19 protein-coding genes are annotated in these 21,648 nt (G+C 36.3%); 18 read left to right on the plus strand and 1 reads right to left on the minus strand.

Features of this window, described 5'->3' with window-relative positions:
- Window positions 1–214: 214 nt before the first annotated feature.
- Window positions 215–784, plus strand: coding sequence for a TetR/AcrR family transcriptional regulator (locus IGJ27_RS03645; RefSeq protein WP_010738183.1), 570 nt, complete (start codon window positions 215–217; stop codon window positions 782–784).
- Between the two features lie 189 nt (window positions 785–973).
- Here IGJ27_RS03645 and IGJ27_RS03650 read toward each other — a convergent pair whose 3' ends face one another.
- Window positions 974–1,414, minus strand: a complete 441-nt coding sequence (locus tag IGJ27_RS03650) for a flavodoxin (protein ID WP_010719752.1) — start codon at window positions 1,412–1,414, stop codon at window positions 974–976.
- Between the two features lie 158 nt (window positions 1,415–1,572).
- Between IGJ27_RS03650 and map the strand changes: the two genes are divergently transcribed.
- The 17 genes from map (at window position 1,573) to IGJ27_RS03735 (ending at window position 21,639) form a co-directional block, all read left to right on the plus strand.
- Entirely contained in the window at window positions 1,573–2,337 is a 765-nt protein-coding gene (gene map, locus IGJ27_RS03655) for a type I methionyl aminopeptidase (protein WP_010719751.1), read from the plus strand.
- Between the two features lie 26 nt (window positions 2,338–2,363).
- Window positions 2,364–3,287 (plus strand): YihY/virulence factor BrkB family protein, encoded by a 924-nt coding sequence (locus tag IGJ27_RS03660; protein ID WP_010719750.1) that lies wholly within the window; start codon window positions 2,364–2,366, stop codon window positions 3,285–3,287.
- Window positions 3,288–3,355: 68 nt separating this feature from the next.
- Window positions 3,356–4,486, plus strand: coding sequence for a glycosyltransferase family 4 protein (locus IGJ27_RS03665; RefSeq protein WP_010719749.1), 1,131 nt, complete (start codon window positions 3,356–3,358; stop codon window positions 4,484–4,486).
- Complete coding sequence (locus IGJ27_RS03670) at window positions 4,486–5,286, plus strand: glycosyltransferase (protein WP_010719748.1); 801 nt, start codon at window positions 4,486–4,488, stop codon at window positions 5,284–5,286. Before IGJ27_RS03665 ends, IGJ27_RS03670 begins: the two co-directional genes overlap by 1 nt.
- Window positions 5,283–6,107 (plus strand): glycosyltransferase, encoded by an 825-nt coding sequence (locus IGJ27_RS03675; protein ID WP_178306105.1) that lies wholly within the window; start codon window positions 5,283–5,285, stop codon window positions 6,105–6,107. Before IGJ27_RS03670 ends, IGJ27_RS03675 begins: the two co-directional genes overlap by 4 nt.
- Window positions 6,108–6,120: 13 nt before the next feature.
- A complete protein-coding gene (locus tag IGJ27_RS03680; protein ID WP_081128594.1) occupies window positions 6,121–6,837 on the plus strand; it encodes a glycosyltransferase family 2 protein in 717 nt (238 codons plus the stop codon).
- An 88-nt stretch (window positions 6,838–6,925) separates the two neighbouring features.
- A complete protein-coding gene (gene rfbA, locus IGJ27_RS03685) occupies window positions 6,926–7,792 on the plus strand; it encodes a glucose-1-phosphate thymidylyltransferase RfbA (protein ID WP_053766099.1) in 867 nt (288 codons plus the stop codon).
- A 14-nt stretch (window positions 7,793–7,806) separates the two neighbouring features.
- Window positions 7,807–8,379 (plus strand): dTDP-4-dehydrorhamnose 3,5-epimerase, encoded by a 573-nt coding sequence (gene rfbC, locus IGJ27_RS03690; protein WP_010719744.1) that lies wholly within the window; start codon window positions 7,807–7,809, stop codon window positions 8,377–8,379.
- Window positions 8,380–8,400: 21 nt separating this feature from the next.
- Window positions 8,401–9,429, plus strand: coding sequence for a dTDP-glucose 4,6-dehydratase (gene rfbB, locus IGJ27_RS03695; protein ID WP_010719743.1), 1,029 nt, complete (start codon window positions 8,401–8,403; stop codon window positions 9,427–9,429).
- A 181-nt stretch (window positions 9,430–9,610) separates the two neighbouring features.
- Window positions 9,611–10,459 (plus strand): dTDP-4-dehydrorhamnose reductase, encoded by an 849-nt coding sequence (rfbD, locus tag IGJ27_RS03700; RefSeq protein ID WP_014834184.1) that lies wholly within the window; start codon window positions 9,611–9,613, stop codon window positions 10,457–10,459.
- Between the two features lie 50 nt (window positions 10,460–10,509).
- Window positions 10,510–12,561: a DUF7657 domain-containing protein gene (locus tag IGJ27_RS03705; protein ID WP_081115122.1), complete on the plus strand. Its 2,052-nt coding sequence runs from the start codon at window positions 10,510–10,512 to the stop codon at window positions 12,559–12,561.
- A 222-nt stretch (window positions 12,562–12,783) separates the two neighbouring features.
- Complete coding sequence (locus IGJ27_RS03710) at window positions 12,784–14,037, plus strand: EpaQ family protein (RefSeq protein ID WP_088775038.1); 1,254 nt, start codon at window positions 12,784–12,786, stop codon at window positions 14,035–14,037.
- Window positions 14,038–14,250: 213 nt separating this feature from the next.
- A complete protein-coding gene (locus IGJ27_RS03715) occupies window positions 14,251–15,057 on the plus strand; it encodes an ABC transporter permease (RefSeq protein ID WP_010719739.1) in 807 nt (268 codons plus the stop codon).
- Window positions 15,058–15,068: 11 nt separating this feature from the next.
- A complete protein-coding gene (locus IGJ27_RS03720) occupies window positions 15,069–16,289 on the plus strand; it encodes an ABC transporter ATP-binding protein (RefSeq protein WP_010719738.1) in 1,221 nt (406 codons plus the stop codon).
- Window positions 16,279–17,865, plus strand: coding sequence for a class I SAM-dependent methyltransferase (locus IGJ27_RS03725; RefSeq protein ID WP_178306104.1), 1,587 nt, complete (start codon window positions 16,279–16,281; stop codon window positions 17,863–17,865). Before IGJ27_RS03720 ends, IGJ27_RS03725 begins: the two co-directional genes overlap by 11 nt.
- 37 nt (window positions 17,866–17,902) lie before the next feature.
- Window positions 17,903–20,041 (plus strand): glycosyltransferase family 2 protein, encoded by a 2,139-nt coding sequence (locus IGJ27_RS03730; RefSeq protein WP_178306103.1) that lies wholly within the window; start codon window positions 17,903–17,905, stop codon window positions 20,039–20,041.
- 206 nt (window positions 20,042–20,247) lie between these two features.
- Complete coding sequence (locus IGJ27_RS03735; RefSeq protein ID WP_010738174.1) at window positions 20,248–21,639, plus strand: sugar transferase; 1,392 nt, start codon at window positions 20,248–20,250, stop codon at window positions 21,637–21,639.
- Window positions 21,640–21,648 lie beyond the last annotated feature (9 nt).

Below are 21,648 nucleotides of genomic sequence, written 5' to 3' on the forward strand. Positions count from 1 at the left end.
TAACATTTAATTCTTTTAGAGACAATCTGCCAGAATCGTAAAATAAAAAAATGGATGTTCTTCTAAATGATGTCTAGAATTTATAAAATTGATTGTTTTTAAAGTAATTTTTTAAAAATAAAAAAACAAGTTGTGCATAACAAAATAATCATGTTACAATTAAATTAATCAATAGTGGAAGCGTTATAAATAATTTCAAGGAGATTAAAAAATTATGGCAAGAAAAAAGACGATCACAAAAGATCAGATTTTGGCAGCCGCTTTTGAAGTGGCTACCACAGAAGGATTTTCAAAATTTACGGCAAGGAATATTGCAAATAAAATGAATTGTTCGACTCAACCGATTTATCTTGAGTTCAAAAACATGGATGATCTGAAGCAAGCCTTATTTGCTCAGATTTACGAGTACTTGAAGCATGAAGTGTTCCCAGTTGTACATACAGGAAATACCATTATCGATTTAGCTGTAAACTATATTGATTTTGCCAATCGAGAGAAAAAATTATACAGTTCTCTGTACTTAGAAGAATATGGTGGGGGAAGGGAGATGCAAAACTTCTCTTATAATTATTTTGTCGAGACGGTCAAGAAAGATCCAGAGTATGCTGATCTATCTGCGGAACAAATTGAGTCTTTGCATAACACAATTTGGATCATCGCTACAGGATTAGCGGCACTGATGTCTTCAAGTATCATTCATCCGACCAAGGAACAAATTGAAAAAATGATCCAAGATAGCATCAATGCGACGCTAAATACGAAAGAAACGATCCAAGTGAATTAAACAAACTACTTGAAGTATTTCTCGAAAGTCTTTCTCAAACATACACATTGATTTTTTGAAATTAAAAAAGCTTCTAAAAACATGATAAAAAGAACGTGTGACGCTAACTCTCTCCAGCATCACACGTTTTTTTTATCAAATAATTGAAGTTTTGCCAAAAGTTCTCAGCTGTGAGCTGACTGCTTTGGCCTATAATTTTGAAACAAGCGCCTTAGCAAATGCTTCGAGTTTTTCGATGTCTTCTTCTTCAGCGTTTAAATCAACTTTAACATTTTCTGTTCCTTTGACTGCTCCTGTTTTCGCAAAGGCAGCATCGAAGTCATCTACGGACTTACAAAATTCATCATAAAAAGTGTCTCCAGAACCACAAACGCCATAGATTTTTCCAGACAAGTCAAGTTCTTGTAAATCTTCATATAAGTCTACGATCTCATCTGGTAAGTCACCATCATCGTATGTATAAGTTGCGACGACACAAATATCTGCATCCTCAAATTCATCTGCATCCACTTGAGTACATTCATTGATTTCAACATCAATATCTAAATTTTCAAAAGCTTCTGCTACGATATCAGCAATTTCTTCTGTATTGCCAGTCATACTTGCGTAAACGATTTTTGCTAAAGCCATGGGTTGCCTCCTACTTATTGATATATGATCCTCTAACATTTACAGATTATACCAAAACCTTTACTAAAAGAAAACAAGTCATGTGAAGAGAATCTGATTTGGCGAACGACCGGACACTATGGTAAAATGAGGAAGATTTGTAAAAAGGAGACGAAAATATGATTACATTGAAATCAGCACGAGAAATTGAAACAATGGCTGAGTCTGGCGCGTTGTTAGCGGATGTACATAAAAATCTGCGAGATTTTATCAAACCAGGCGTGACGAGTTGGGATATTGAAGTTTTTGTTCGTAACTATATTGAAAGCCATGGTGGGATTGCGGCTCAAATTGGATTTGAAGGCTATGAGTATGCGACTTGTATTAGCATCAATGACGAAATTTGTCATGGATTTCCACGTAAAAAACCGCTGAAAAATGGCGATTTAGTGAAAGTGGATATGTGTATCGATTTAAAAGGCGGCATATCTGATTCTTGTTGGGCTTATGTAGTGGGAGAGTCAACACCGGAAATTGACCGCTTGATGGAAGTGACAAAAAAAGCTTTGTATCTGGGAATCGAACAAGCGCAAGTTGGGAACCGAATTGGCGACATTGGTCATGCTATCCAAACTTATGTTGAAAGTGAAAACTTAGCGGTTGTCCGTGACTTTATTGGTCATGGTGTGGGTCCAACGATCCATGAAGAACCTGCTGTCCCTCATTATGGTGAAGCAGGAAAAGGTCTACGGTTAAAAGAAGGGATGGTTATTACCATTGAGCCAATGGTTAATACTGGAACTTGGAAAATGAAAATGGATCCAAATGGCTGGACTGCTTATACAAGAGATGGTGGCTTGTCTTGCCAATATGAACATACACTGGCAATTACGAAAGATGGACCAAGAATCTTAACTTCTCAAGGTGAAGAAGGTACGTATTGAGAAGCTAGATCAATAAGGAGAATTTGATGAAATTATTAGGGAAAATAAAGCAAAATGAGAATTTAATGCGTTTTATTGCAACAACAAAAAAACGGATCACTGATTCAGAAATGGGTACCACGTCAGTTGTTGTGGCGTATTATTTATTATTGTCTTTATTTCCCCTAATTATTGCGTTTGGTAATATTTTGCCATTTCTAAAGATCGATCAAGAGACAGTATTGACTTATGTGCGGCAAATCATCCCTGAGACGGTCTATCAGTTTATCGGTCCTGCAATTCGAAATTTGTTAACGCAAAGTTCCGGTGGCTTGTTGTCGTTATCTGCTTTAGCTGCTTTGTGGTCTGCCAGTCAAAGTATCAACGCTTTACAAATTGCCATGAATAAGGCTTATGGTGTAGAAAATAGAAAGAATTTTTTGATCGTCCGTTTCTTTTCATTAGTAGTGATTTTGCTTTTCATGATTGCGATTAGTGGCGTAACGATTTTTTTAGGACTGGGTCAAATGATACTTGAAGCGCTCCAACCGATTTTTAATTTTTCTGGCAATGTGATCATCCAGTTCCAAACTTTGAAATGGCCGATTACCTTAGTTGTCTTATTTATCATTATGTTTTTGATTTATGTGATAGTACCGAATGCGCAATTAAAACTAAAAGCAGTGATTCCGGGAACGATTTTTGCTACTGTCGGCTGGATGTTGCTATCTCAGGTGTTTGGAATCTACGCAAAATACTTTGCAACAAGAGTCAGTGGATACCAAATCATCGGGAGTTTCATCGTCTTGATGCTATGGCTCAATTTTGCTGCTACAATCATTATATTTGGCGGAATCATCAATGCTGTTGTGCAAGAATACATAACAGGTAACGAAATCAAGAAAAGACGAGTTTCTACAAATAAATGGTGGATTCGTTTCAAAAATAAATTTTCTCATAAAAAAAAATAGAACTGCGAGTTTTTATTGCTTGAGTGTTTTATAATAATTCTAGACTCTTAATTAAAGTAGGTGCCAATATGCTTGTTTCATTTAGTATGGTTGTCAAATTTTTTTTAACAATCTTGTTATCTTTAGTACTAACGCCCATATTTAAAATTATTTCTGTCCAAACCGGAATGGTGGATAAACCGAATGCGCGACGTATTAATGAAATACCTATGCCTTCAGCTGGGGGACTACCCATTTTTATTTCATTTGTCGTATCCACCTTATTGTTTTTTCGTGACATCATTCCCAAATTTTATATCATTCCTATTTTACTAGCTTCCTTAGTGATCATTCTAACGGGAGTACTGGATGATAAATACGAGTTGACGCCTAAACAAAAGTCCGTCGGGATCTTATTAGCAGCGTTGATCGTCTATTTTGTGGCAGATATTCACATTGATTCAGTAACATTGCCCTTTTTTGGTTATATCGAATTGGGTTGGCTGAGTTTTCCTGTGACCATTTTTTGGATTTTCGGTATCACTAATGCAATTAATTTGATTGATGGATTAGACGGCTTGGCAACCGGAATCTCGTTGATCGGGTTGATTACAATAGGTATTATCGGATATTTTTTCCTACATGCTTCTACAGTATACATACCAATCGTCATATTCTGTTTAGTGGCAAGCATTATTGGCTTTTTTCCTTATAATTTTTATCCTGCCAAAATTTACTTAGGAGACACTGGGGCATTGTTCTTAGGATTTATGATGGCTGTTCTTTCTCTACAAGGTCTGAAGAATGTAACATTTGTTTCTTCTATCTCATTATTGATTGTGATGGGCGTTCCAGTAACAGATACATTTTTTGCGATTATTCGCAGAAAAGCGAACCGTGTCTCTTTTTCTACAGCAGATAAAAAACACCTACATCATCGATTATTGAGTCTAGGTTTTACGCATAAAGGAGCAGTTTTGACCATTTATGCTATGGCATTGATGTTTTCATTTACTGCCATGATCATGAACTATACTGGGCGTCTCGGTTCGATTGTTTTGATCGTTTCGATGCTATTTGCGGCTATTTTATTGTTTGAGTTGATTGGATTGATCAACGAGAAGCATCAGTACATTCTTAAAACTTTACGTTTTTTAGGCAATAAAGAATATCGAACACAAGTCATACAGAAATATAAAAGGAAATGGACTAGACACTAATGAAAATAAATCAAAAACAACCGATTTTAATTAGCATCGTAACGGCTAATAGTCAAAAGATTTTTCAAACGTTAGATACGCTTCTAGCCAGCATAAATGACCAAGCCATGGTTGAGATCTTGATTTTCGATAATGCTTCGTCGATTGACTACCAAGAACGATTGAAAGAATATCTAAAGTATCCGTTTGTCAAAATCTATTTTAATCAGGAAAATAAAGGATTTGGTTATGGACATAACCATAATTTATTAACGAGTGACTTTTCTTATGCTGTGATCTTTAACCCAGATATTCTGGTGGATCAGCAGACAGTCGTTGATTTGGTCAAACTTTTGCAGGAACATCCAGAATGTGCCATGTTAGCACCTAAAATATTGAATGAAGATGGTACGACACAACATTTGATTCGCCAAAAATTAGATGTATTCGATTATGTATTGCGGTTTATTCCGGCTCGTTTTGTCAAGCAGTTGTTTGCTCAACGTTTAGCAAAATTCGAATGCCATGATTTGTCAGAAACAACCAATAGCTACGTGCGTATGATCTCTGGTAGTTTTATGGTCGTTGATGTCAATAAATTTAAAAAAGTCAACGGGTTTGATAATCGCTATTTTATGTATTTTGAAGATAATGATCTTTGCTTAACTTTTGAAAAAGCAGGAGAAAAACTCCTTTATACGCCGTTATATACGATTGTTCATTTATATGGAAAAGGCGCTCATCGCAATTTTAAACTTTTTCGTATCTTTTTACAGTCAATGGTGAAATTTTTCAATAAGTGGGGGTGGACTTTCTTTTGACCATACCCAAAATAGTAGTCGTTATCGTATTATACCAGCAGCGTTTTAGTCAATCGCCTTCTTTTGATCTGCTCATGAAAGCTGTCAAAGAGAAGAAGATTCAACTGGTTGTTTACGATAATAGTCCCGTTATGCAATTGGAGCCATTATTAGAACAAAACGAAGATATAAGCTACTATCATGATCCATCAAATCCTGGTCTGGCTACGGCTTATAATTATGCGTTGAATCATGCACAGCAGAATATTCGCTATTTCGTTACACTCGATCATGATAGTCAATTGACTGCAACGTATTTTGATACGCTATTAACGATTGATTGGACAGATGAATTGGTTGCAGCAGTTCCGTTGGTTTATGCTGGAAGCAACCAAATATCGCCTGTTTTTGCGGATCGCTATATCAATCGTCAAGTTGAAAAGGTTGAGCGATCACAGCTCAGTCAAAGACGAATCATGGCGATTAATTCGGGCGCTGTTTTTTCTATCAAATTTTTAAAGGAAATTGGCGGTTTTAATTTAGATTTTCCCCTTGATTTCTTGGATCATTGGCTTTTTTGGACGATCTATCAGTTCAAAAAGACGGTTTTTATCTTACCTGAAAAAATGGAACATGATCTTTCAGTTCTTGATTATCAGAAAGTTTCTGTTACAAGGTATCAGTCGATACTGAAAGCTGAAAAAACTTTTTATCAAAATTATGATAAAGAAATGTTACCGCGTCATCGAAAACAATTATTGTTACGTACAGTAAAACAATTTTTAACAGTCAGAAATCGTAAAATATGGCGTTTGACATTACAATCATTTACTGAAAACTGAAGGGTGTGAATTTGTGCGATCAGTTTGTATGGCTACCTTTAATGGTGGCAGATATTTAAGAGAACAATTGGATAGTATTTTAAACCAACTGACACTTGAGGATGAATTGATTATTTCAGATGATGGATCGACAGATGAAACTTGTCAAATTATAAAGGAATACACGCAACTAGACAATCGAATCAAATTTGTTGAAGGACCAAGGAAAGGTGTCATTGCCAACTTCAACCATGCCATTCAACAATCTAAAGGTGACATCATTTTTTTAGCAGACCAAGATGATGTTTGGCTACCTAATAAGGTGGCTAAGATCACCGCATATTTTGAAGAAAATCCGCAACAATTAGTAGTAGTGAGTGATCTAGTGATTGTGGATGGTCAACTCAATGAGATACACGCGTCGTATTTTTCCTATCGGCATTCCCGAACAGGCTGGCTCAATAATTTGATTCGGAGTAATTATATCGGTGCCGGCATGGCTTTTCGATCTTCATTAAAGAAAAAAATAGTACCGATTCCTTCTGAAGTACCAATGCATGATATGTGGATTGGAATGTTAGGTGGAACTCGTGTTGGGTTTATTAGAGAAACATTGACACTTTATCGTAGACATGATTTTAATGTGAGTGAAATCAAAACAAACACTAAACTAACCCAAAAAATTACCTGGCGGTTGAATCTGATCAAGGCGCTTGTGAAGAGAAAATGGTTTGGAATTAATAAAAGATAGTTAAATCGTTAATAATTCCATGACAAATAACAAGTTTGATGAGATAATAACAAGGTGAATTTTAAATTGAAAAGGAGAATTTATACTCATGAAGGGAATCATTCTTGCTGGGGGAAGTGGTACACGCTTATACCCTCTAACTAAGGCAACTTCAAAACAGTTGATGCCAGTCTACGATAAACCAATGATCTACTATCCAATGTCTACACTAATGCTAGCGGGTATCAAAGAAATCCTGATTATCTCTACTCCTCAAGATACACCAAGATTTAAAGAACTGTTTGGTAATGGGGCAGAGTTAGGATTACAAATTGAGTATGCAGTGCAAGAAAGTCCAGATGGGCTAGCACAGGCTTTTATTATCGGTGAAGAATTTATCGGTGATGATAGTGTGTGCTTAGTTTTAGGAGATAACATCTATTACGGTGGTGGCTTATCTAAAATGCTTCAACGCGCTGCTTCTAAAGATACTGGAGCAACAGTGTTTGGTTACCACGTTAATGATCCAGAACGTTTTGGTGTTGTAGAATTTGATGAAAAGATGCGGGCTCTGTCAATCGAAGAAAAACCTGCGCTACCAAAATCAAATTATGCAGTAACAGGGTTATATTTTTATGATAATGATGTTATTTCGATTGCGAAAAACATCAAACCTTCTGAACGTGGTGAATTAGAGATCACTGATGTAAACAAAGTCTATCTAGAAAAAGGAAAACTATCTGTTGAATTGATGGGTAGAGGTTTTGCTTGGTTAGACACTGGCACGCATGAATCTCTTCTAGAGGCATCCACATTTATTGAAACGATTGAAAAACGTCAAAATCTCAAGGTAGCTTGCTTAGAAGAAATCGCCTACCGAATGGGATATATCACTAAAGAGCAATTACTTGCATTAGCTCAACCGTTGAAAAAAAATCAATATGGTCAATATCTCTTACAGTTGGCCAACAATTAAGGGAGTCTGAAGTAATGAAAGTAACTGATACTAATTTAACAGATGTGAAGATCATTGAAATGGATGTTTTTGGTGATCATCGTGGCTTTTTTACCGAAAGTTATTCCAAAGCAAAATTTGTTGAACATGGTTTAGATTTTGATTTTGTTCAAGATAATCATTCATTATCGGCAGAAGCTGGTGTTATCCGCGGACTGCATTTCCAAAAAGGAGAAGCAGCACAAACGAAACTGATTCGGGTAACTTCTGGCGCTGTTTTAGATGTGATTGTCGATATTCGTAAAGGAAGTCCAACCTATGGTAAATGGGAAGGCTTTATCTTATCTGAACACAACCATCGACAACTTTTGGTGCCTAAAGGTTATGCTCATGGATTTGTGACATTGACACCAAATGTCAATTTTCTTTACAAATGTGATAATTACTACAATGCACAAGCTGATGGTGGGATTGCCTTTGATGATCCAGACTTAGCGATTGATTGGCCTATCGATCTTTCCAAAGCGATTATGTCTGAAAAGGATCAGCATCATCCAACTTTAAAAGAGTTTGAAGCAGAAAATCCATTTGTTTATGGTGAAATTTAGGATTGCAAGGAGAATTTTTATATGAAAAATATCATTGTTACTGGTGGTGCCGGATTTATCGGCTCAAATTTCGTCCACTATGTGGTCAATCATCATCCAGAGGTTCATGTTACGGTGTTAGATAAATTGACTTATGCTGGGAATAAAGAGAACTTAGCAGGGCTACCTAGTGACCGTGTAGAATTGGTCGTTGGTGATGTTGCGGATGCAGAATTAGTGGATCGTTTAGTCAAAGAAGCAGACGCCGTAGTCCACTATGCAGCAGAATCGCATAACGATAATTCGCTAAAAGATCCATTTCCTTTTGTCCAAACCAATATTATTGGTACGTACACCCTGTTAGAAGCTTGTCGTAAATACAATGTTCGTTACCATCATGTATCCACCGATGAAGTGTATGGGGATTTACCTTTACGTGAAGATTTACCAGGTCATGGAGAAGGCGAAGGGGAAAAATTTACAGCTGAAACACCTTATAATCCATCAAGTCCATATTCTTCAACTAAAGCGGGCTCTGATCTATTAGTGAAAGCTTGGGTTCGTTCATTTGGGTTGCAAGCAACGATCTCAAATTGTTCAAACAACTATGGACCGTATCAACATATTGAGAAATTTATTCCTCGTCAAGTTACTAATATTTTAAGTGGTATACGTCCAAAACTATATGGTGAAGGAAAAAACGTTCGTGATTGGATCCATACGAATGACCATTCATCTGCGGTTTGGTTGATTTTGACTAAAGGAAAAATCGGTGAAACTTATTTGATCGGTGCCGATGGGGAAGAAGATAACAAAACAGTCATGGAATTGATTTTGGAACTTATGGGACAACCCAAAGATGCTTACGACCATGTCAACGATCGTGCAGGACATGATTTACGTTATGCAATTGATTCGACAAGGTTACGTGAGGAGCTAGGTTGGCAACCTGAATTTACCAACTTCCGTGATGGTTTAGCTGATACAATCAAATGGTATGAAGAACACCAAGATTGGTGGAAGAAAGAAAAAGAAGCTGTGGAAGCAGCCTATGCCAAAAATGGTCAATAAATGATGATAAGCCGGATTTAAGGAACTCTCAAAAAATTCGGGTAAAAAAGACACGCATGAAGTTGTAAAACGTGCAGAAAAAAATTAGTATAAAAATAGGAATTGTTTATTGGCAATTGTAAGGGGAGCTGTGACAGATGTTGCAGACCCCTTTTTAAAACAAAAAAGAGGAGAGATCAGAATGTTCTTATTAACCGGAGGAAATGGTCAACTTGGAACGGAATTACGCCATTTATTAGATGAAAAAGGAATGGCTTATGTGTCAACTGATGCTGCTGAGCTGGATATTACTGATGCAGAAAAAACAATGGAGTATATTACAAACTTAAAGCCAGAAATTATTTTTCATTGTGCAGCGTATACAGCCGTTGATAAAGCAGAAGAAGAAGGCAAAGAATTAGATGAGAAGATTAACGTTGATGGAACTAAAAATGTGGCATTGGCTGCAAAAGCAGTGAATGCTAAATTAGTATATATCAGTACAGATTATGTCTTTGATGGCAAAAAGAAAGACCAAGAATACCGCGAAGACGATCCAACTAACCCATTGAATGAGTATGGTCGCACAAAATTACTAGGGGAACAAGCAGTTCAAGAAATCTTAGAAGACTATTATATTATCCGTACTTCATGGGTATTTGGTGTTTATGGACATAATTTTGTCTTTACAATGCAACGTTTAGCCGAAACGCATGATCGTTTAACTATTGTCAATGATCAATATGGTCGCCCAACTTGGACTCGAACACTTGCTGAATTTATGGTATATGTGATTGAAAAACAAGCACCTTATGGCGTATATCAGTTATCCAATGAAAATAGCTGTTCATGGTATGAATTTGCCAAAGAAATCTTAAAAGATACGGATGTCGAAGTAGCACCAGTCACTTCAGCAGAGTATCCACAAAAAGCAGTTCGCCCACAATATTCTGTGATGAGTCTAAAGAAAGCAGAAGATCTAGGCTTTGTCATTCCGACATGGCAAGAAGCATTAGCAAAAATGTTGGAAGCAGCTGAAAGTTTGAAATAGCAAACTTGTTTTTCCGTAAAAAAAGAACAAACTAGAAATTGGAGAATCGCATGGAAAAACAAACAAGACGCGCGCAACGAACAGCCGTGAAGCCTGAGCGCACAGATCATTCTGTTCTTGATGTCTTTCTAAAACTTCGTTACCTCATCGGATTGCTAGTCATTGTAGTTATTGTGACGTTTAATTTGAATGGTAGTTCATTGGGTGTATGGGATAAATATGTATCGCAACGAGATGACGGAAAGAAAACTGATGTCATCTTCGGGCAAAATAGGGAAGTTCGTTCAGATGAATGGCTCGTGCAAACACCTTTTTATCTTTCACAAGCTGAAAATGACTATCCTTTAGTAAATCCCGATTATTCCTTAAATGGACAAAATATGATCATTGCTTATAATTCTCCTGTTAAAGATATCACAGTTATTGGTAAACCATTCAATTGGGGATTCTTTTTCTTGGGAAGAGATCGTGGGCTTTCGTTTTATTGGGCAATGAAATTAGTGGTCATGGTTTTATTGGGGTATGAAGTTTTAATGATTTTGACAAAAAGAAAAAAAGCTTTATCACTCGTAGGCGCCTTTGCCTTAACTTTCTCACCAGCAGTCCAGTGGTGGTTCATGCAACACGTGGGAGATTTGATTTTCTTCACATTAGGACTAATGGTTGCTTTTTATCATTATTTTTACCAACATCAAAAAAAATGGGTACGAGCAATGATGATGAGTTTGATCGTCATATTTGGTCTAGGCTTTATCCTGGTGATTTATCCAGCCCATCAAGTTATGCTTGCTTATTTACTTGTCTTTTATTTTGTTGGGTTATTGCTCTATTATGGGAAGCGAATCACTTGGGATTGGTTTGATGCAGTACTGATCATTGGGGCAATATTATTTATAGGTGGCGTACTGATCCACTTTTGGTTAACCTCTAAAGATGCGTTACTGGCTTCTTTAAATACCTTATATCCAGGAAAACGAGTAAGTACAGGAGGAAAATGGCATTTAGGAGAGTTCTTTTATTTTCTGACAAACTGGAAAATTTCGTTTAAAGATATCAATTTTTCTAATAATTCTGAAGTTGCTCTGTTTTATCATTTCTTCCCGACCGTCTTTTTAGCAAGCCCATTTGTTTTATTCGGTAAAAAAAATAGTGAACAAAAACTGTTTGGACGGATTTTAATGCTCTTTTGTCTGTTTTCAATTTATTGGATTACTTTAGGATTACCAAAATGGCTCGCTGAACTCACTTTATTATCTTACGTGCCACCTTTTAGAGCAATCTTAACCTTTAGTTTTGCAGCTTGCCTCTTAACCATATGGTTTATTGCCTATATTTGGCAAGAAGATGTGATCCCAACATGGTATAAATTTTTCCTATTGTTGGCGAACGCGGGAATCTTTACGTATGCTTTGGTCAATTCCAAAATGACAAAATACTTTACCGAATTTGAGATCACCATGATCGTGATTGTTGGTACGTTAATCCTGGCATTTATTCTGTTTCGACGTTGTCGATTGTTCTATCTTTCGTTTATCGCTTTGATTGTAGCTTCAGGTTTCTTTGTGAACCCAGTTGTAGAAGGAACTGGTGCGATCTTTGAAAAGACTCTGGCAAAAGAGATAAAAGCAATTGATCAGGCAGATCCACAACAAGTATGGTTAACAGAAGATGAGCTGTATAACTTTACACCAACATTAGGCGTAAAAGCTTTTAATTCGGTACGCTTTTATCCAGACATGAAGGCATGGGCTAAAATTGATCCAGATAAAAAATATGAAAAATATTATAATCGATATGCCCACACACGTGCCTTTATTGCTAAAGAAAAAACTTCATTTGTTTTAGATCGTCCAGATATGTTTTCTGTGACCCTCAACTTTAAAGATGCTGAAAAGCTTGGAATCAAATACGTGGTCAGCAAACGCCCGTTAACTGATTATAATCAATTGTACCAAGCACAATTCACTCAACTATACGGTCCTGATAAAGATGGTTATATGATTTTTGAAGTAACCTATCCTGAAAACGATCCATCTACAGCCAATAATGCTGTGAATAATACGGATAACCAAGTAGATGAATGGTCGTATACAGGCGGTTGAGAAAGTAATTATTAGGTATTGAGTAATTGATATGGGAGTGTAAGGAAGTAAATTTCTTTACTGCTTCTTCTGAAATTGCTCAGTACCTATTTTTAGGTTCCATGTTTTTTCTTTTAAAAAGACTGGATGAAGCACTAAAAGTGAGTTTTTTATCAATTAATCTAAAAATAGCATTGCCGTTTGTTTTTAAAAAACAGTATAATAAAACAGTATGAAAGGAGGATGGAGATTATTCAGACGGTTATTGGAAAATTAATAAATAAAATGAGTGTTGGATTACTGATTCTATTTCTTTCTGCTATTTATTTTGTATGGACAGCAGGCCTAGGCAATGCTCAAGCGCTTTTTTTATATGACAACAGTGCGCAATTTGTTACGTTTGGCATTGTCATTTTATTTATTTTAAACGTATATAAAGGACGAAGATCTGACTTTATTTTTTTAGCAGCGGCAATGCTTATTTATTTTTTGTTTGATCATTTCCGTGAAGTAAGAGCAAGTTCTATGAATGTAGATCTTTTGATCCCGCTAATCATAGTCTTTTGTTTGACGGTTAAATGGATTCAGTTTGATAAGTTAGATCGTTCGATTTTTATTTTAGTATGTTATGTCTTTCTTGGCATTACGTTATACCGCATTTTTACTGAAATAAAAATTCCTGATGGTGAAAGTATTTGGTTGCCTGATAATAAAGTTTCCGATATTTGGATCAACACGAATACGATTGGTAGTACTTTAATGACCCTCTCCTTACTGATCAGTGGGTTTGCCAGTTCATTTGAGCGCTGGTATGTTCGGGTATTCGTTGGATTTCCGAGTGTGATTGCTGGGATTATTGGTATCTGGGTCTGTCAATCAAAAGGTGCTTTAGTTGCGATGATCGTATTTGTTTTACTGGATATTTGGCCAAAACAATTGTTCAAAATAATACGAGCGCCATTTTTAGCCTACATGATTGTCACGATTTTTGCGTTGCCAGTTTCTTACTTAGCAGCTCATTCCGAGCATCTAAATCTCTTTACTGGTCGTGAAGAAATTTGGTTGAAATTCTATGAGACTATTTCAGAAAAAAGCGAACAAGTCTGGGTTGGAATGAAACCGTTCATTTTTCAACGTGGAAATCAATTTTTAGGAAATCACAATAGTTATAATTCATTTTTAAATCTATATGGATTGCTGGGTGTCATCATCGCAGGAGTACTAGTCTTAATCTATGTAGGTCGATTGACCTTAAAAGCAGATTTATCGAATGGACAAGTAACCTTTTTATGGGCATTCTTTGCAGTGATGATCCAATCCTTTATGGAAGATACTTTAACTTCTTTTCCGTGGGTACCTATCATCTATCTGTTATTGGGAATGGCAAGTCACCGATATGATGATTTAAAAAACGTTGCAAACAAGCGGAAAATAGCGAATCAACAAACGAGGGAAACGACAGACGGCTCTCTATCAAGAGTGGCACGCCGACATTAAATATTTAGATAAGAGCTAGTTGAAACAAGTTATTCTTGGGTCAGCTAGCTTTTTGCTTCATTGCAATTAAATTATTTCTTATGTAAAATAAAAATGTTAGCGTAAAGTTGCTTAATAGAAAATTAAGAAACTAAGAATATCACAGTCCGTGAGTAAAAGTGTGGTAAAATGGCACATGACTGTAATTAACAGAATTTGCTTGGAGGAACACAAATGTTTAAAGATCTGTTTTTATTTATGAAGGATATCTACCAGAATAGAAAGCTCTTGCTTCAGTTTTCAGTGAATGACTTTAAGTCTCGCTATGCGGGCTCTTTTTTGGGAATTTTATGGGCATTCATTAATCCTGTCTTTACCGTATTGATTTATTGGTTGGTCTTTGGTTTTGGATTAAAGGCAGCGATGACAGATGGAAAATATCCTTTTATTGTTTATTTGATTACGGGAATGATCCCATGGTTCTTTTTTTCTGACGCGTTTACATCAACGACGTTAGTTTTCAGAGAATACACTTATTTAGTAAAAAAAGTTGTATTTAATATCCGCATTTTACCAACTACGAAAATTTTATCGAATCTATATGCACATCTTTTCTTTATTTTCGTTGGTTTAGTGGTGGTTATTGGACATGGAATCTATCCAACTTGGATGACGCTCCAACTGATTTATTATTTATTCTGTATGTGTGCTTTTTTAACCGGCTTAACATGGTTGACAGCATCGATTCAACCATTTCTACCAGACATCATGCAATTGATCACGATTGTCCTACAGTTGGTTATGTGGACATTGCCAATCCTTTGGAGTCCAAGTCAGTTCAATCCAGTGATCGTTCAAATCTTAAAACTAAACCCACTTTATTATGTCGTGCAAGGATATCGTGAGTCTTTCTTAGGACAAGCTTGGTTCTGGGAACACGGAATGTATACTCTCTATTTCTGGGTATTTACGCTAGCTATCTTCGTTATTGGATCTGCTGTGTTCCGTAGATTGAAACCACATTTTTCAGATGTGCTGTAAGGAGTATGAATATGACTGAATATGCGATTAAATTAAAAAACATTACAAAATCTTATAATATGTACGCAAAACCATCTGACCGTTTTCGTGAAGCATTGAATCCCTTTAAAAAATCTTACCATGACGTTTTTTATGCGTTGAAAAATATCAATGTGGAAATTAAAAAAGGGGAAATGATCGGCTTTGTCGGAGAAAATGGTTCAGGAAAATCTACCATGCTCAAAATCATTACTGGCGTTTTGACGCCCACATCTGGAACAATGGAGATTGAAGGAAAAATATCTGCACTATTAGAACTAGGTTCTGGGTTCAACCCCGAATATTCTGGCTATGACAATATTTATTTGAATGGCATGGTGTTAGGTTTTTCTCGTGAAGAAATCGATGGAATGGTCGGAGACATCATTGAATTTGCTGATATCGGCGAACATATTTACCAACCAGTAAAAACATATTCCAGTGGGATGTTTGTTCGTTTAGCCTTTGCGGTAGCTATTAATGTCAATCCAGATATCTTGATTGTCGATGAGGCTTTAGCTGTAGGGGACCTTGAGTTCCAGTTGAAATGTATGGAGAAATTTACTGAAATCAAGAACTCAGGTAAAACGATCTTATTCGTCTCCCATGACATCAGTTCGATCCGCCGTTTTTGTGATCGATCCTATTGGCTAAAAAATGGTGAAGTAGTTGAATATGGGGATACCATGGATGTCACAACAAACTATGAAAACTTTTTAAAGAAAAAATCAGTCAAAACAGTTGATCGAAATAAAAATCAAATGGAACGTTTTGCAGCGCCTGACATCGTTGATGTACTGAGTGCGGAATTATTGGATAAAGAAAAAAATCCTGTTGACGTGCTTGATCAAGGCGAAACACTGTATGTCAAAGTAACCTATGAAGTAAAAGATGATTCGATCAAGAATCCTGTTTTAGGGATTGCCTTACGGACCGTCGATAATTTTTACGTTTGTGGTTTAAATACACTGTTGGACGGCATCAAAATCCCTTGGAAAAAAGGCAAAAATGTTTTCTATTTAGAATATGAAAAACTAGGCCTGCTAGCTGGTGAATATTATTTTGATGTGGCAATTTTTGAAGAAAATGCCACCGTACCTTTAGTTTACAAAACAAAATATATGAACTTATTTGTTAATGGTTCATATATTGGGGAAGGAATCGTGGTCTTAGACCATAAATGGGAAGAAGGTTATCTAGCCGATGAAGTATGATTTTGAAATGGACTTAGATGAACAAAGTAGTGTAGGGAAAATTGCTGCCCAAATTAAACCAGGCAGCAAAGTCTTGGAATTTGGACCGGGAAACGGCCGATTGACCAAACATTTAATCGGAGCCAAAAATTGTCAAGTAAGTATCGTCGAATTAGATAAAGAATTATTCGATTTTGTCAGTGAATTTTCACAAGATGGTTTTTATGGAGATATTGAAAGTTTTGAGTGGGCAAACTATTATGCAGGGCAAACCTTTGATTATATCCTTTTTGCCGATGTTTTAGAACATTTAGTGAACCCAGCTGAAACATTAAAAAAAGTGAGAGAATTTCTCAATGAAGATGGAGAAATTTTAATCACATTTCCGAATTTAGTCCATAATTCTGTGCTGATCCATTTATTCAACAATGAGTTACCATGGGCTTCTTATGGCTTATTAGATGAAACACATAATTCTTTTTACACACACGAAGGTTTTAAAAAAGTGTTTGAAAAAGCTGGTTTATCTATTAATATTGAGGATTACCTTTACTTAGCTGTCGGAGACACAGAATTAAATTCAACTTATGAAGAATTACCCGAAGCAGTTCGCTATGAGTTCAAAATGCGACCTTTCGGAGAAGTTTATCAATACTTCTTTTCTTTGAAAAAACACACTGAGAATAGTCACATCTCACAACCACAAAATTCGAATTATGTTCGAATGGTGGAAGTGATCCAAAAGACTGCAAACAAAGAAGTCTCCCAAAAATATCCTTTCAACAATTATACGGGAGAAAACCAAACATTGACTTTTCCAATTGCCGGGAATGTCGAATCGGTCATTTTTAAATTTGCTGATCAACCAAGTTTTATCGAATTTAGCGGGGAGTTGGCGGGGAACAAAATTGATTTCATCCAATCTAATGCAGTAATCAAAACACAAAATGATTGCTATTTATTTGATGGTGAAGTAACGCCACAATTTACTCTATTTGATGTCGCAGGTCAAGAATTGACGATCCATTGTCATTATCGGTTTATCGGGGAATTGACACAAACCATGAAAGAACTACTTGAGGCAGTCAAACCTTTAGCGCAGATCGAGCAACGTCTAATGGCACAAATCACTTCGCTGAAAAAAGAAAATGAACAAGTGCGATTGACAAATGAAAAATTAGATAACGAATTACAGATGACGACTGACCGTTATTGTAAACTGATAACTGAGGAAGAATTCGCGATTAAACCAAGAAACCGCAAGCTTCGATCGAAAGAAACAGCAAAGAAAATTCAAGCAAAGGCGATTTCTCTATGCGTGGATAGCAAGCATTGGGATCCAGAAACGAAAATTTTGACAATCAATGGTTGGGGAATTTCTAACGCACAACGTCAGCCGTTATCCTATAAGTTATCTGTGAACCAAGCACCATTTTTTCAAGCCTTGCAGTTTGAACGGCCAGAAGTAAATGAGGCGGAACAATTGCCAGCGGGAACAAAAGCTGGTTTTGAATTGCAAATAAGATGTGAACGAGAAAAATCTTTTTTAATTGAAGCTGTTGCTGAAAATGGCGAATCCTGGTTTATCGAGATATAAGAACGAACTTATTTTTAATAAAGGAGAACAAAAGCTCGTGCAAAAAAAAGAGATTGCTGTATTTATAGACCGAATTACTCGTGAAAGAGCAACTGGGGATTTATTGATTGTTGGCTGGGCGGTCGATGAGGTGACGAAAGAAATTCCGATCATTAAAGTCGATAAGGACAAAGTATCTGCCGAAGTCACCAATGTTGTTCGTTTGGATATCAATCATTTATACAATCTGGATGTGAAAACACCAAGTGGTTTCAACATCCGATTATCTGGAAGAATGAAAGGTAAAGCGATTTTAGATTTCCAAACAAAATCCCATCAAAATGGGATTGCGGTGAAATTGAATGGTCGTTATCCATATGACGATGGCCTTGAAACAAACTGGGAAAAGAAAAAAAGATTGCTTCAAAAAGGATTCAATTATGCACGGACACACGGAGTGAAAAAAGCGATCCGACGTGTCAAATTTGAAATGAAACCCGCTTCTGTTGATTACACCGAATGGATCAAACGTCATGAACAGTTTGATCTCCAAAAGCAACGTCAAGATGCTAAAGGATTTGAATATCGTCCCTTAATCTCAGTACTTATGCCAGTCTACAATGTCGAAATCAAATGGCTGGAAAAATGTATTGATTCTGTTTTAAAACAAACGTATGATCACTGGGAACTATGTATCAGTGATGATGCATCAACTGATCCTAAAATCAGAAAATGTTTAGAAAAGTATCAAGCTAAAGATCAACGAATCAAAGTCGTTTTTAGAGAAAAAAATGGGCATATCAGTCTAGCGACCAACTCTGCTTTGGAAATGGCAACAGGAGAGTTCATAGCGTTGTTAGATAATGATGATGAACTACCGCCTTATGCGTTGTTTGAAGTCGCAAGCGTCTTGAATCAGCGTCCTGAACTTGATGTCATTTATAGCGATGAAGATAAGATCGATGCAGAAGGTCAGCGTTTTGATCCTCATTTTAAAGCGGATTGGTCACCAGATACTTTAATGGGCAATAATTATATTTCACATTTAGGGGTTTATCGTACCAGCTTAGTTAAAGGAATCGGTGGATTTAGAAAAGGATATGAAGGTTCTCAAGATTATGACTTGGTACTACGAATAACTGAGCAGATCCCAGCTGATCACATTTATCACATTGATAAAGTACTGTATCACTGGCGCACGATTCCGGGATCTACTGCCAGCAATGGTGAAGCGAAGAGCTATATTTATGATTCTGGAGTCAAGGCATTGACTGATGCACTCGATCGTAGAGGAATTAAAGGAAAAGTTCGTCCTGGACGAATCTCTGGCTTCTACGAGGTCAATTATGAAGTGCTGCAAGAAGACTTAGTTAGTGTCATTATTCCCACTAAAAACGGATATGATGACTTAAAATTATGTATCGACTCAATTATTGACAAAACAACCTATTCCAACTATGAGATCATTGTTGCTGATAACGGTAGTACCGATTCTAAGATGCAGGAACTATTTAAGGAATACCAGCAACGACTAAATGAACGTTTTATAGTGGAATTGATCGATATACCTTTCAATTATTCTAGGATCAACAATCTAGCGGCAGAAAAAGCAAGTGGCAAATATTTATTGTTCTTAAACAATGATACGGAAGTTATTGAGCCTGAGTGGATGACCAATATGGTTGCCTATGCGCAATTTGATCGAATTGGCTGTGTCGGTGCCAAACTTTACTACCCAGATGATACGACACAACATGCTGGTGTGTTAGTTGGTATTGGTGGCGTTGCTGGTCATGCGTTGAACAACTATGACCAAACACACTGTGGTTACTTTGGTCGGTTAGTCATCGATGTCAATTACTTAGCGGTAACAGCTGCCTGTATGATGGTCAAAGCCAGTGATTTTCATGCGGTCCATGGCTTTGATGAAACATTAGCAGTCGCTTTCAATGATGTGGATTTATGCCTGAAAATTTATGAGCTAGGTCGATATAACGTTTATGCCCATCAAGTTGAACTTTATCATTTTGAATCAAAATCAAGAGGCTATGAAGATACGCCTGAGAAGCAAAAACGTTTTGCAGGTGAGATAAAGAAAATGCAAGTGAAATGGCCAGGATATATCAACCATGATCCTTTTTATAACGATAATCTGACAAAAGAAGGAATTGGAGATTTTTCATTAAGACCAGATTAATTAAGAAATGAAAATAGAAACTATCATGCAATCAGTTAAGAAAGCATGGTAGTTTTTTTTTCGTAAAATGAGATATTAAAAGCAAGCGTTATAATTGTAGAGCAGTAGTTTTTTGTAATTCTGTTACAATTTGTTTATTCACTAGGCTTTTAAACCCTGCTATGGTAAGATAATAGGTGCATTATTTTGTGATTAGGAGTGTATATATGAATAAAAATGGGGAATGGAGTGCTGCAAGACGAATATTCATTATTTTAATGGATGTTTTGATGTACAATGTAGCCATATATAGCAGTTTCTTACTGAAATTTCATGGGGAAATACCCATGCGGAATTTTGAAACTTTTCAACATTCAGCAATCTTTATTTCTGTTATATTTATTGCCTTGAATATCTTATTGGGCGTATATGTTTTTTATAATCGAACGGTCAGCGATATCGTGTTTGTCACGGTTATTGGTCAAGTCTTAATGACATTGGGGATCATGGTCGTCACCTTTGCTGGACGCTGGTTTGCTTTCCCACGAGGCGTAATTTTACTGTCATTTGTGCTAGCGACCATTTTATTGAGTCTTTACAGAATATTAATTTATAAGTTGTACTTGAAAGTCAGTCGTGATAAGAAAGTCGTGATCGTTGGATCAGAAAAAGATGTGGCACCGGCCATACAAAATTTCAGTTCTAAAAAAAATAATAAGCATAAAGTAGAAGCGGTTGTCATCGATCACTACTATGAAAATGTGAAAAAAATGATTGATCAAATGGATATCGTCTATCTGGCTTCACATATTGAAGAAGCAGAAAAAGTAAAAATCTATCAACTAGTGACAAAAAATGAGAAGAAATTATTTCTCAATACGACATTTGAAAACTTAACGATGATCAATCCAAACATCATGAACTTTGAAGATGAAAGTATTATTGAAGCTTCAGGATTCAGAATTCCACCAGAATATGAATTATTCAAGCGGTTGTTTGATATTATCGTTTCGTTGATTTTACTGATCATAGCCTCACCTTTCATGTTATTAACTGCTATTTTAGTAAAAGTTACTTCACCGGGTCCGGTTATTTATAAACAAATTCGGATCACTAAAAATCAAAAAGAATTTTCAATCTATAAATTTCGCTCGATGACTGCGACTGCAGAAGCCAAATCAGGACCTGTTTTGGCTAAGAGCAACGATGCTCGTGTCACTCCAGTGGGTAAATTTATCCGAGCAGTTCGTTTTGATGAATTACCACAAATCTTTAATGTATTAAAGGGAGACATGTCGATCGTTGGTCCTCGACCAGAACGTCCTTTCTTTGTTGATCAATTCAATGCGGAAAATCCTTATTACTATTTGAGACACAATGTACGTGCTGGGATAACGGGTTATGCGCAAGTTTATGGGAAATACGTATCAGATTACAACAGTAAATTACGGTTTGATTTACTTTACATCAAGAAATATTCTTTATTGCTCGATTTAAAAATATTATTACAAACCATTAAAATTCTTTTTGATAAGATGTCTTCTCAAGGCTTGGAAGAAGATGAGAATGTTCATTCATTGGCAGAGATTGCTTTTCCAAAAGAGAAAATCTTTCGCTAGTTGAGAGGT

It is taken from the genome of Enterococcus sp. DIV1726a (assembly GCF_051710985.1).
GTDB classification, from domain to species: domain Bacteria; phylum Bacillota; class Bacilli; order Lactobacillales; family Enterococcaceae; genus Enterococcus_B; species Enterococcus_B hirae.

Excerpts from the sequence above, each read along its gene's own strand:
- IGJ27_RS03645 (WP_010738183.1), top strand. The coding sequence starts at position 215 with ATGGCAAGAAAAAAGACGATCACAAAAGATCAGATTTTGGCAGCCGCT.
- IGJ27_RS03650 (WP_010719752.1), bottom strand. The coding sequence starts at position 1,414 with ATGGCTTTAGCAAAAATCGTTTACGCAAGTATGACTGGCAATACAGAA.
- map (WP_010719751.1), top strand. The coding sequence starts at position 1,573 with ATGATTACATTGAAATCAGCACGAGAAATTGAAACAATGGCTGAGTCT.
- IGJ27_RS03660 (WP_010719750.1), top strand. The coding sequence starts at position 2,364 with ATGAAATTATTAGGGAAAATAAAGCAAAATGAGAATTTAATGCGTTTT.
- IGJ27_RS03665 (WP_010719749.1), top strand. The coding sequence starts at position 3,356 with ATGCTTGTTTCATTTAGTATGGTTGTCAAATTTTTTTTAACAATCTTG.
- IGJ27_RS03670 (WP_010719748.1), top strand. The coding sequence starts at position 4,486 with ATGAAAATAAATCAAAAACAACCGATTTTAATTAGCATCGTAACGGCT.
- rfbA (WP_053766099.1), top strand. The coding sequence starts at position 6,926 with ATGAAGGGAATCATTCTTGCTGGGGGAAGTGGTACACGCTTATACCCT.
- rfbC (WP_010719744.1), top strand. The coding sequence starts at position 7,807 with ATGAAAGTAACTGATACTAATTTAACAGATGTGAAGATCATTGAAATG.
- rfbB (WP_010719743.1), top strand. The coding sequence starts at position 8,401 with ATGAAAAATATCATTGTTACTGGTGGTGCCGGATTTATCGGCTCAAAT.
- rfbD (WP_014834184.1), top strand. The coding sequence starts at position 9,611 with ATGTTCTTATTAACCGGAGGAAATGGTCAACTTGGAACGGAATTACGC.
- IGJ27_RS03705 (WP_081115122.1), top strand. The coding sequence starts at position 10,510 with ATGGAAAAACAAACAAGACGCGCGCAACGAACAGCCGTGAAGCCTGAG.
- IGJ27_RS03710 (WP_088775038.1), top strand. The coding sequence starts at position 12,784 with ATGGAGATTATTCAGACGGTTATTGGAAAATTAATAAATAAAATGAGT.
- IGJ27_RS03715 (WP_010719739.1), top strand. The coding sequence starts at position 14,251 with ATGTTTAAAGATCTGTTTTTATTTATGAAGGATATCTACCAGAATAGA.
- IGJ27_RS03720 (WP_010719738.1), top strand. The coding sequence starts at position 15,069 with ATGACTGAATATGCGATTAAATTAAAAAACATTACAAAATCTTATAAT.
- IGJ27_RS03725 (WP_178306104.1), top strand. The coding sequence starts at position 16,279 with ATGAAGTATGATTTTGAAATGGACTTAGATGAACAAAGTAGTGTAGGG.
- IGJ27_RS03735 (WP_010738174.1), top strand. The coding sequence starts at position 20,248 with ATGAATAAAAATGGGGAATGGAGTGCTGCAAGACGAATATTCATTATT.